Raw genomic sequence first — 9,378 nt, forward strand, 5'->3', positions numbered from 1 at the left:
GCGCGCCGGGAATGACGGACGCGCTTCGTCTTCAATCCACAACGTTCGGAAAGGCGAAGGCGGCGACGAGCTTCTTGCGCCAATGCGGGCCAATCGCGACCTGCGCGACGCAGGCGCCGGCATGGGCGTGAATCATATGCGTCGTCGATATTGCGATGCCGAGATGTTTCGCCGGGAGATGTTCACGAAAGCGAAACAAGAGAACGTCGCCTTCACGAAACTCGCTTAAAGCCGCCACTCTGAAATGGCGATGGGCGGCGTCAAGCAATGTCTCGGCGCTCAAGGCTTCGGCCCAATCGGGCGTATATGCGGGCGCCGCCTCCGGCTCGTCGCCGATGATGTCGCGCCAGACGCCGCGCACGAGCCCGAGACAGTCGCAGCCGACATGGATGAGCGAGGCCTGATGCACATAAGGCGTGCCACGCCAGCGCCGCGCCGCCGCGACAATGTCGGCGCGGGTCATTTAAAAAAACTCCCGCCGTCCATCGCCGGCGCAAGCGAACTCGGATAGGCGATGACGCGGTCATTGCCCGGCATATGCGGGAAGCCTCGAAAGTTGACGATATTGTCGAACTTCAAGCGACAGGCTGTCGGCGACTTGTCGCATCCCGCCGTCATGAGAACGGCGTCTCCGGCGAGGATCGCGCCACCCGGCGGCGTCCACAGCGTGACGCTCGCGCGAAGATTTGCCTGCCAATGCGATTTGATCGTGAAACGGGCATTCTCATTCGCACCGCTTGTGAAGGTTAGCGCGCCGCCTGCAAAGAAGCCGCAGTCGAAAATTTCGGAAAGATCCATGTCGATTGCGCCGCCGACGGAGGCGGCGATGACGCTCGTCGCGTGAAAGCCGGGCGCCAAAACATTGAAACCGCAGCGCGCGTCGCCGAGATCAACCGAACAACTGCGTTGAAAGGCGCGGCCCTGCTGCTGATCGAAAAGGTGCGCGCTCGAGCGCAGCTCCGCGGCGAAAGCCATCTCGCCGCGGCGTATCTCGCCGATCGTCGCGATATCCAGCAAAGCGCGATCAGTCACATTCGTCCAGTCGACGAGCCATGTCTCGACCGAGGCGCCGTCATAGAGGCCGTTCAGCAGATCCGCCTCGGTGAGGCTCTCGTCGCTCAAGGCGCCGGTCGCTTCGCCCGTTCCCGGCGCAAAGCCGACGCTCGATTCGAGCTGCGACGCTGAGAGACCGGTGTTTGCGCGAAAGGTCACGCCATTAAACGTCAGATCGCGATCATGGTCAGTAAAGCCCATCGCTGTCGCATCGTTGCGCGCAACGCGCCAACAATGGCAGAAGGTGGTGGCGCGCTGATCGAGCTTCGCCTGCATCGAAGGAGAGAGCGAGAGCATCATTGTCTTCCAATTTTCGACGTCATTGCGAACCGCGAAGTGTTGCGGCAATTCAGCATGGCGATGCTGAATGGCTTCGCTTCGCGCTTATTCGACGGCTAAGGAACGATTTCGACGATCGGAATATTTGGAATCGCGCCGGCCTCGAAGGCGTGCATGTCGATTTCGAGAAAATCCGTATCGAAGCGAACAGGCACGTCGAAGAGAAAGCCAGCCGTGACGACCGCTCCCGCCGAGGGAATGGCGCCCGGCGCGAAGGTCACGATTCCTGTGGTGACGTCGACGCTCACATCCGGCGTGAACGTCTCGACGCCATCGGCCGCGACCCGCACTGTTCCAGCGACGGGCTTTACGATGTCGCGCGCATAAGCGGAAAAGGCGCCTCCGTAAGTCTTTACAAGCTGAAACGCGGCGCGCACGCCATCTCCCATTCCTATTGTTTGATCCGTTGGGCTCGCAGTCGCGCCCGGCGCGCAGGAGGCGCAATCGGCCCGATCTCGCCAGCGAAAGCCATAAAGCCGGCCGCGCCGCTCCTCGAAGAACTCGATGATCTGCGAAAGCTGCGTGAGACTCTTGACGCCGTAGCCAGCTTCATAGCGGCGCCGCGAATGCGCCCAGCGGGCGTTGCGCGCCTCGCGATTGGAGCCGAGCGTCACGATCTCGGTGCGCCGCTCCGGTCCGCCGCGCCCGCCCAGCGAGACATCAAGCGGAAAGCGGATCTCGTGAAAGTCGCTCATGCCGGCTGCGCCCGCTTAGAGGTTGCGCTGGCCGCGCGCGACCGCCCGCGCCAAGGCGGCCGTGATTTGCGCCTCCGAACGGCGGAAGCTCTCGACATCCTGCGCAGCGATGTTGACCGTGACCGCAACCGGACGCGCGGCGGCGCCTTGCGCGACGACGCCGAGCCGGCCATCCGCGCCGCGCGCGAGCGGCAAGATCGCCTCGGCGCCGCGCTCGCCCATCAGCCCCATCGCGCCGCCGCTCGCAAAATAGGTTGGACTTGCGACGACCCCGCCCTGCGCGAAAGGCGCAATGGTCCCGGCGCCGCCGAAGGTGCCGGAAAACATGCCGCTCAATCCGCTCACCAGTCCTTCGGCGAGCGCCTTGGTTCCCGCTCGCAAGGCCATGCGCGTCAGCGACTGTGCGATCGTCGAAAGCACGTCGTTGAAGCTGCGGCCGCTCGCCGCCGCCGAGCCAAAACCCAGGTGAAGCGTCTTCGTGACATTTCCTGCCGAGACGTTGATCTGATCGAGCAGAAGTTTCGTCGCTTGCAGGTTAGCTGTCGAGACGCGCTCATTCGCGCCCGGCGCGTTGAACGGGTCCGGGAAGGGGTCGAAATTTGTCGTCATGTCGATCCTTGAGAATCGGGAAATTGGCGCATCATGTCTTCAAGCGCCGCGCGCGTCGGCGCGCCCGGCGCTGAGCCGTAAACGCCCTCCGCCGCGCAAAAAAGTTCTCGCGGCGTCATCGACCAGAAATCGCGCGACGGGAGCCGCAGGACGCCGAGCCCGAAGGCCATGGCGCGCGCGAACGGAAAGGGCGCGCGATGGGAGGCGTGGCGCGCCGCTTCTTCCGTTTGCCTCAGGCGTCCTGCGGCGTCGGAGGGTTTGCGTCGGCGCTCCGCTCCGGCGCATCGCCGAAGGTCGCGGCGAGGAGATCGGCCGCGATACGCACATAGCCTGCAAGACCCTCCGAAACTTTCATTCTCGCGACGTCTTCGTCGGCTATGTCGTTGCCCGCTCCGCGCAGCCCGCAGCCGATGATGCGCAGTATGTCGCGTGCGGAAAGTCGTCGTTCCTCAAAGCGGCTCGCGAGCGCGACAAGGTCGCTGGCGCCAAAGCCGCTTTCGAGTTCGGCGAGCGCGCCGAGCGTCAGGCAGAGCGTGTAGCTCTTGCCGTCGATCGTTGCGGCGATTTCCCCGCGCTTCTCATTCGCCATTGCGTCCTCACAGCGTGGCGAAGGCGAGCGCGCCTGCCGATTCAAGGGAAATATCGAAGGTCACCTCGGCGGAATATTCGCCGCGGTAATCGAGATTGGCGATCTGGAACAGGCCCGAGAGCACGCCGAAGTCGGGAATGACAATCTGCCATTCGCGCAGCAGCCCGTCGAAGAAGGTCTGGCGCAGCAGCGCATCCGACGACTGGTCTTTGAACACGCCTGTTCCGGAAACGCTCGCGCGCCTCAGTCCTCCGCCGTCCAGCAATTCGCGCCAGCGGCCGCTCGACTCGGCGTCGGTCACATCGACCGTGTCGGCATTCAGCGCGAGGCGTCGCGTGCGCAAGCCAGCCACCGTGACGAAGCTCGCGCCGTCATGAATTTTCAAGAGCAGATCCTTGCCTTTCTGGGCGGCCATCATTGAGCTCCGTTAAAGATATTCGGTCGTGGCGCGAAAGCGCAGATTGACCCGCGCGAAGCGGCCGTTCTGATCGCGACGCGTTTCCAAGGAGAGGAAGCGCAAGTCGATCAACCGGTGGTCCTGCAGATTAAGCGGCGCCTCATCGAGAAGATCGGCGATGCGCTGCGCCAGTTCCAGCGCCTCGCTGAGCCCGCGCATCGTCGACGTGACGCTGAGGATAAAGAGCTGCTCCGCGCCTGGCGAGAGATCGGCGGACCAGTCGCGCAGCTGCGCTTCGCCAAAAAGCGCATAGGGCGGTTCGGCTCCTCGTGGCGCTTCGTCGTAAAGCTTTTGGCCGAGCGCGGCGGCGAAGCCTGCATCCGTGAGCAGATAGGCGCGGATCGCCTTGCGCAGCGCGACGACGGGTGAAACGCTCATGGCGAGTCCTTTAAGTGATCTCTTCGCACGCGCAGATCAAAAATCGCCGACGCTCATCGGGATCGAGAACCGATTGGATGCGAAGCTTGCGGCCGCGATAGACAAAGCGCATGTCCTTTGAGACATCGCCACGCCAGCGGATCGTTGCGACGAGAGTTGTCGCCTGCTCGGCGCGTTGCTCGACGAAGGCCTCGCGAACGCCGGAAGGCGCGATGCGCGCCCAAAGAGTCGCGACGGGCGTAAAGCTGCGCGAAAAGCCGCCAGCGCCATCGGGCGCGTCGATGGGCGCCTCGAGCGTCACGCGATGGCGCAGCGCGCCGATGGGGAGGCCGCTCACAGCAGCCGCTCCCGCCGAAACGGCGCCGCGAGTTGCGCGACCGCTTTGGGCAAGGCGTCGTCGCCGCTATCGCCGCGATGTTCGCGCCAATGCGCGACGAGCGTCAAAATCGCTTGGCGCAGCGGCTGCGGCGCGTCGCTCGCGAGGGCGCCATAGCCGACGTCAAAGTCGATCTCGATCCCGTCGCTCGCGCGTCCGGGCGCCGCGGGCGCCGATGTAAAGTTGATGCGGCCGCCCTCATTCGCTGATGGCGCGCGATAGGTTGCGGCATTGAGCGTCTGCGGCGCGTCGCTTGCGTCGAACACGCGGATCGCCGTCACCGACTGAAATGGCGCGAAGGGAATGCGGAGCGTCGCGCTCGAGCCAACCGAGGTCGGCCAGCAGTCGAACACGAGACGCCAGCTTTGCGTCACGAAGAAGCGCCTTGTATGGGCCTCGAGCGTCATGCGCGCGGCGACGATCAGCGCCTGGATCAATTCATCTTCTTCGAGGCCGTCTTCGCGCAGCCATGATTTTGCGTCGGCGAGCGAGACAGGCTCGATCGCCGGCGCGCCGATGAGCATCGGTCGCATCGCGCTTCCTAGGTTGTGGTGAGCGGAAGGCCGCAACGTTTCTGGTCGCGGCCTCAACGGGGCGGGCTGATTAGGATGCGGCGAATTTCAACAGCTTGATCGCCTCGAAATTCTGCACGCCGCCGCCGACCCGCTTCGTCGTATAGAAAAGCACATAGGGCTTGGCGGAGTAGGGATCACGCAGCACGCGAATGCCGACACGGTCCACCACCACATAGCCGCGCTCAAAATCGCCGAAGGCGATGGAGAGAGAATTCGCGGCGGGGTCCGGCATGTCTTCCGCTTCAACGACGGGGAAGTTCATCAGCGAGGCGCCGGCGTCGGCGGTTGCGGGCGGCGCCCAGATGTAATCGCCGGTCGTCGTCTTGAACTGGCGCACGAGCGACTGCGCGCGCCGCCCCATCACGAATTTGCCGTTCTGGCGAAAGCCGGCGCGCAGCGCATAGACGAGATTGACTAAGGCGTCGGAAGGATCGCTCGCCGCGAAAGCGCCGGCGGCGCCCGTCGCCACATAGCCGATGTTGCCCCAGGTCCAGCTCGCATCGGCGACGCTCGTATATGAAAGAAAGCCTTTCGGCTTATTGACGCCGTCGCCGCTGACGAAGGCCGCGCCTTCCTGTTCGGCGAAGGCGGTTTGCACCTCCTCGGCGATCCATTGTTCGATGTCGACGACGGAATCGTCGAGCAGCGCCTGCGTCGCCGCCGGCATGGCGTAAAGCTCCATCGCCGGGAAGGTCATATCGGCAAGCTGCTGATTGTTGGTCTGCGGGCGCGGATCAGCTTCGGCGACCCAGCCGGCCGCGGGTCCTGTCGTTGAAAAGGCGCGGCGCAGCGACGCGCCGGAGATTTCGCGCACGCTGGAGATGGCGCGGATCGGCGAGAACTTCGCGAGTCTTCGCAGAACTTCCCGCTCGGTAGGAAGCGGCACGAGATAGCCGCCGTCAGGGCCCGACCCGCGCGACAGCGCCTTGGCTTCGAGGGCCTTGAGGCCGCTCGCTTCGCCGGAGCGCATGTAGTGATTGAACGCGCTTTTATGTTCGCGACCGCTGTGGTCGTCGATGAGCTTGCCGCCAATACGCGGTCGCGACATTTCGAGCGCCAGGCGATCGAGCCGGCTCTTGGTGTCGTCGAGCGCGTGGTCGATGCGCGCGAGCTTCTCTTCGGTCACGACGTCGGCGCCGAGGCGGTTCTCGAGCTGCGTAAGGCGCTCGTCATTCGTCTCCTTGAAGGCGCTGAAGGCGCGATTGAGATCGGCGAGAATATCGTCACCGGCGGATTTCGTTTCAACTGCTGACATGTATAGAGCCTCATGTTTGGCGCCGGCGCGTGGAAAAACGCCCCGGCGGCTGGAGCCGCCGGGATGAAGTCCGCGCGCTTGGGAAAGCCGTCTCGAGAGTTCATTTGCGCCCGACGGCAAGGCGGGAATCGATGCGATTGTTCTCTTCTGCGTCGGTCAGCCGCGTGCGGAGGCGCGCCGCAGCGCCTCCGCGAATTCAAGCGCGGCCCGCTGCGCCTTCAGGCGCGCGAGCTTCGCGCCGAGCGCCTCCATGCGTGACGCGCCACTGCGACTTTGCTTCACCACCCCGATGCGCGCCTGCGGGAGCATCGGAAAGGTGACGATGGAAATCTCCCAAAGGTCGATCTCATGCAGAAGGCGCACGCCGCTGGATTTTTCGGTCGTGGCGCGCCGCGTGCGAAAGCCGATGGAGAGGCCGTCGATCGCACCTTTGCGCATCAGCGACAGCGCCTCGCGCGCCCGCGCCACCGAAAGATCGAGGCGGCCCTCGACTTTGAGGCCGCGCGTATCTTCAACGACCGAGGACCACATCCCGATCGGCTCGGCCGCCTGATGCTGCCACAGCATTTTCACGCCCCCCGCGCCGCGCTTGATCAGCGAACGCGCGAAGGCGCCGGTCATCACCATGTCGCCGCCTGAATCAACCACGCCGAAGAGACTGGCGTAACCCGAGAAAGCGCCGGCTTCGTTGGCCTGCAGCAACGGCTGCTCGGCGCGCTTGATTTCCGGCGCGCCCGCGCTCGACGGCATGTTTTGCAACGCCGTCATCAGCTCTTCTCCGCCTGGGCGCTCGCTGGCGTATGGCTCGCCGCGCGCGCTTCAGTGCGCAGTTGCGCCAGGAGTTCGACGAAGGCCTTGAAGACGACGGAAGGATCTTCGCGCAAGCGCGCACGACGGGCGCGCGGACGCTTGACGAAATGCGCAAGCCAATTTTCTTTATTCATGAATCGCTCCTGCAACGTCGGTTGAAACGCGCGAGTTCGCGCACGAAAGCGTCGAGGCGGCGCGTCGCCTCGCCGAGTTCCCGCAAGGCGAGATAGGCTTGCGCGGTGGCGGCGCAGGCCCAAAGGAACAGCGCGAGATGCGCGAGGTCGCCGCGCTCCAAGACGGCGTTCAGAATGTCGGACATGGCTGCATTCAATTTCTAAGGCGGCAGGGCGACGCGCTTATGGTGTCACTCCCGACGCACGCTGTGCGGGCGATCGGGAATCCAGGACTGCAATCGAGTCTCGATGTTTGCTTATGGATTCCCGATCGCTGCGCTATTGCGAAGCGTCGGGAGCGACATAACGCTAGGCGCCGTTCTTTAGAATGCGTGATCCCGCGAAAGCTCTTCTGCACGCGCGCGACGAGCGGCAGAACGGTCTGGCGCCAGAAGGCGCGATTGGCCTCGGCGTAATTGCTGAACGTATTGTCGCCAGGAAGACCCAGCAGCAGCGGCGGCACGCCGAAGGCGAGGGCGCCGCCGCTGGCAATCACCTATTTAGAGAGGCGGGACCACGTCGTAGTTGTTGTCGCGGACAAGGATAGTGTCCTTTCCGAACGCCTCATAAAAGATCGCTGGGATGAGTTCGAGCAGTTCCGAGCGTTCCTTGTTCCACTGGATCAGGAACGTGCATTTGGGAACGAAACCATATTCGGCGTCGTCTTCGATATTAGGAGGCCTCGCTTCTCCAACTTCCGAAAGCCAGAAGTAGCGGAGAATGTCTCGATATTTTTCACGAGCTTGGGAGATTCGTTCCTTGGTCTGGTCGAGCGGTAACGCGCTATCGAAGAAAAAGCAGGTGGACATTACCGGCCTCCAAAGAGGTAGTGGAGTTTGCCATTCTGGTCGATGACCCAAAGGCGCTTGAGACCAGGAATGGGAAAGGCTCGAAACTGCACGATGATCTCTTCCAAAGTCGCCTGCGAGTCGCTCAGGTTGATTATGACATTCTTGGACTGCCCTCCAGCCACTTTCCGCTCAGCGTAACTCCATACGTTCCGTGCCCGACCCGTTCTCGGCGCGAAAGCGTCGAACATTTCGTCATCAATCCGATAGTCGGGTTGCTTGACGCCTTCAGCGTTCGAGCGTTGATGCAGTCTTTCAACATTGTGGCCGTTGAGCCAGGCGATTTCCGCCGTCTCGTCTTCCCTATTCCTGCCGCGCCGCGTCTCGGCGTTGTCATTCTCGCGTATGGGCGCTCTTGGCCCCGTGAGATTGCCTGTTGGCGCGTGATCGCCCTCCCGCGCGATCTCCCCATATCTTTCGCGAAGATGTTCAGCGTAGCGCGCGTTCGCTTGTCGCGTCAGGTTCTCGTTTCGCTCAATGCGACTTTCTATATTTGTCGGGTCCGAGAGAGTCGGCTCGGGTTTCCACCCTGGATCGATTTCGCGCACGCGCGTCTCGGCTTCCCTCGCCAGGCGCGCCGTATCTTCCAGTCGATCGAGTTGCGAGGGAGTGGCTTCGCCGGGTCCGCTGAATCGTCCGCCTCTGCCGCGGCCGCGCGCCTGGGCCAATGTGATGGACCCGTCGACGTCGCTCGCCACTTTCGGATCTGTGTTCTGCGCAGTCTGGACTCGGTCCTCCACATCTCGCCGCCGCGCGCGATCATCTCGCGCGCCGCTAAACCCGCCTCCCGAACCTCCGCCCCCGCCGTCCGTCCATCGCCCGCCGCCGGAACTTCCCGCCGGGACGCGCGGCTGATCCGGGCTATAGCGGCGCTCCAGACCGACATCGCGTTTGGCGAAGAGCGCCTCTTTCGGCGCCGGGCCGCAGCCCACCGCCTCGCGCTGTTCGTCAAGCGTGAGAAAGGCGGCCTTGCCGACGCGCTCCCATTCGCTTGCTCGTTCGCTTGCTAGCGCCTCGAGACGGTCGGCGTTATAGTCGAGCTGGAAAGCTCCGAAGCCCGGCCGCAGCCAGGCCTGAAAGCTCTTCTGCACGCGCACGACGAGCGGCAGCACGGTCTGGCGCCAGAAGGCGCGATTGGCCTCGGCGTAATTGCTGAACGTATTGTCGCCGGGAAGACCCAGCAGCAGCGGCGGCACGCCGAAGGCGAGCGCGATCTCGCGC

Annotated in this window: 16 protein-coding genes and 1 pseudogene; all 17 read right to left on the reverse strand. The window is 63.7% G+C overall.

The genetic code is table 11. From position 1 onward, the window contains the following. Window positions 1–31 precede the first annotated feature (31 nt). Entirely contained in the window at window positions 32–463 is a 432-nt protein-coding gene (locus ACR65W_RS04930; protein ID WP_434499968.1) for an NlpC/P60 family protein, read from the reverse strand. Next, entirely contained in the window at window positions 460–1,353 is an 894-nt protein-coding gene (locus ACR65W_RS04935) for a DUF2163 domain-containing protein (RefSeq protein ID WP_434499969.1), read from the reverse strand. Before ACR65W_RS04935 ends, ACR65W_RS04930 begins: the two co-directional genes overlap by 4 nt. A gap of 95 nt (window positions 1,354–1,448) precedes the next feature. Continuing rightward, a complete protein-coding gene (locus ACR65W_RS04940) occupies window positions 1,449–2,087 on the reverse strand; it encodes a phage distal tail protein, Rcc01695 family (RefSeq protein WP_434499970.1) in 639 nt (212 codons plus the stop codon). A gap of 15 nt (window positions 2,088–2,102) precedes the next feature. Continuing rightward, window positions 2,103–2,696 carry a phage tail tape measure protein gene (locus ACR65W_RS04945; RefSeq protein WP_434499971.1) on the reverse strand — a complete coding sequence of 198 codons (594 nt, stop codon included), beginning with the start codon at window positions 2,694–2,696 and terminating at the stop codon, window positions 2,103–2,105. Then, window positions 2,693–2,932, reverse strand: coding sequence for a rcc01693 family protein (locus ACR65W_RS04950; protein WP_434499983.1), 240 nt, complete (start codon window positions 2,930–2,932; stop codon window positions 2,693–2,695). The genes ACR65W_RS04945 and ACR65W_RS04950 overlap by 4 nt, the downstream gene beginning before the upstream one ends. Then, window positions 2,929–3,285, reverse strand: a complete 357-nt coding sequence (locus ACR65W_RS04955; RefSeq protein ID WP_434499972.1) for a gene transfer agent family protein — start codon at window positions 3,283–3,285, stop codon at window positions 2,929–2,931. Before ACR65W_RS04955 ends, ACR65W_RS04950 begins: the two co-directional genes overlap by 4 nt. Window positions 3,286–3,292: 7 nt before the next feature. Next, on the reverse strand, window positions 3,293–3,700 hold the full coding sequence (locus tag ACR65W_RS04960; RefSeq protein ID WP_434499973.1) for a phage major tail protein, TP901-1 family: 408 nt from the start codon (window positions 3,698–3,700) through the stop codon (window positions 3,293–3,295). Window positions 3,701–3,712: 12 nt separating this feature from the next. Continuing rightward, complete coding sequence (locus tag ACR65W_RS04965; RefSeq protein WP_434499974.1) at window positions 3,713–4,120, reverse strand: DUF3168 domain-containing protein; 408 nt, start codon at window positions 4,118–4,120, stop codon at window positions 3,713–3,715. Between the two features lie 10 nt (window positions 4,121–4,130). After that, on the reverse strand, window positions 4,131–4,457 hold the full coding sequence (locus tag ACR65W_RS04970; protein ID WP_434499975.1) for a phage head closure protein: 327 nt from the start codon (window positions 4,455–4,457) through the stop codon (window positions 4,131–4,133). Next, entirely contained in the window at window positions 4,454–5,029 is a 576-nt protein-coding gene (locus ACR65W_RS04975) for a head-tail connector protein (RefSeq protein WP_434499976.1), read from the reverse strand. The genes ACR65W_RS04970 and ACR65W_RS04975 overlap by 4 nt, the downstream gene beginning before the upstream one ends. 70 nt (window positions 5,030–5,099) lie before the next feature. Continuing rightward, window positions 5,100–6,326 (reverse strand): phage major capsid protein, encoded by a 1,227-nt coding sequence (locus ACR65W_RS04980; RefSeq protein ID WP_434499977.1) that lies wholly within the window; start codon window positions 6,324–6,326, stop codon window positions 5,100–5,102. Between the two features lie 156 nt (window positions 6,327–6,482). Continuing rightward, window positions 6,483–7,094: an HK97 family phage prohead protease gene (locus ACR65W_RS04985; RefSeq protein WP_434499978.1), complete on the reverse strand. Its 612-nt coding sequence runs from the start codon at window positions 7,092–7,094 to the stop codon at window positions 6,483–6,485. Continuing rightward, window positions 7,094–7,270 carry a histidine kinase gene (locus ACR65W_RS04990; RefSeq protein ID WP_434499979.1) on the reverse strand — a complete coding sequence of 59 codons (177 nt, stop codon included), beginning with the start codon at window positions 7,268–7,270 and terminating at the stop codon, window positions 7,094–7,096. Before ACR65W_RS04990 ends, ACR65W_RS04985 begins: the two co-directional genes overlap by 1 nt. Beyond that, the gene (locus ACR65W_RS04995; protein ID WP_434499980.1) at window positions 7,267–7,455 is read right to left on the reverse strand and encodes a hypothetical protein; all 189 of its coding nucleotides are present in this window, start codon (window positions 7,453–7,455) and stop codon (window positions 7,267–7,269) included. Before ACR65W_RS04995 ends, ACR65W_RS04990 begins: the two co-directional genes overlap by 4 nt. A gap of 197 nt (window positions 7,456–7,652) precedes the next feature. Next, window positions 7,653–7,787 (reverse strand): annotated as a pseudogene (locus ACR65W_RS05000) (phage portal protein); the annotation flags it as partial. Between the two features lie 22 nt (window positions 7,788–7,809). After that, window positions 7,810–8,118: a hypothetical protein gene (locus ACR65W_RS05005; RefSeq protein WP_434499981.1), complete on the reverse strand. Its 309-nt coding sequence runs from the start codon at window positions 8,116–8,118 to the stop codon at window positions 7,810–7,812. Beyond that, window positions 8,118–9,378, reverse strand: a 1,261-nt coding sequence (locus ACR65W_RS05010; protein ID WP_434499982.1) for a phage portal protein, incomplete at its 5' end; no start/stop codon positions are given. The genes ACR65W_RS05010 and ACR65W_RS05005, both read right to left, overlap by 1 nt.

Origin of the sequence: Methylocystis sp., assembly GCF_051062815.1 — a bacterium.
Taxonomy (GTDB): Bacteria; Pseudomonadota; Alphaproteobacteria; order Rhizobiales; family Beijerinckiaceae; genus Methylocystis.

What these genes read in the sequence shown, in the direction of transcription:
- ACR65W_RS04930 (WP_434499968.1), bottom strand. Translation starts at nt 463, where the DNA reads ATGACCCGCGCCGACATTGTCGCGGCGGCGCGGCGCTGGCGTGGCACG.
- ACR65W_RS04935 (WP_434499969.1), bottom strand. Translation starts at nt 1,353, where the DNA reads ATGATGCTCTCGCTCTCTCCTTCGATGCAGGCGAAGCTCGATCAGCGC.
- ACR65W_RS04940 (WP_434499970.1), bottom strand. Translation starts at nt 2,087, where the DNA reads ATGAGCGACTTTCACGAGATCCGCTTTCCGCTTGATGTCTCGCTGGGC.
- ACR65W_RS04945 (WP_434499971.1), bottom strand. Translation starts at nt 2,696, where the DNA reads ATGACGACAAATTTCGACCCCTTCCCGGACCCGTTCAACGCGCCGGGC.
- ACR65W_RS04955 (WP_434499972.1), bottom strand. Translation starts at nt 3,285, where the DNA reads ATGGCGAATGAGAAGCGCGGGGAAATCGCCGCAACGATCGACGGCAAG.
- ACR65W_RS04960 (WP_434499973.1), bottom strand. Translation starts at nt 3,700, where the DNA reads ATGGCCGCCCAGAAAGGCAAGGATCTGCTCTTGAAAATTCATGACGGC.
- ACR65W_RS04965 (WP_434499974.1), bottom strand. Translation starts at nt 4,120, where the DNA reads ATGAGCGTTTCACCCGTCGTCGCGCTGCGCAAGGCGATCCGCGCCTAT.
- ACR65W_RS04975 (WP_434499976.1), bottom strand. Translation starts at nt 5,029, where the DNA reads ATGCGACCGATGCTCATCGGCGCGCCGGCGATCGAGCCTGTCTCGCTC.
- ACR65W_RS04980 (WP_434499977.1), bottom strand. Translation starts at nt 6,326, where the DNA reads ATGTCAGCAGTTGAAACGAAATCCGCCGGTGACGATATTCTCGCCGAT.
- ACR65W_RS04985 (WP_434499978.1), bottom strand. Translation starts at nt 7,094, where the DNA reads ATGACGGCGTTGCAAAACATGCCGTCGAGCGCGGGCGCGCCGGAAATC.
- ACR65W_RS04990 (WP_434499979.1), bottom strand. Translation starts at nt 7,270, where the DNA reads ATGAATAAAGAAAATTGGCTTGCGCATTTCGTCAAGCGTCCGCGCGCC.
- ACR65W_RS04995 (WP_434499980.1), bottom strand. Translation starts at nt 7,455, where the DNA reads ATGTCCGACATTCTGAACGCCGTCTTGGAGCGCGGCGACCTCGCGCAT.
- ACR65W_RS05005 (WP_434499981.1), bottom strand. Translation starts at nt 8,118, where the DNA reads ATGTCCACCTGCTTTTTCTTCGATAGCGCGTTACCGCTCGACCAGACC.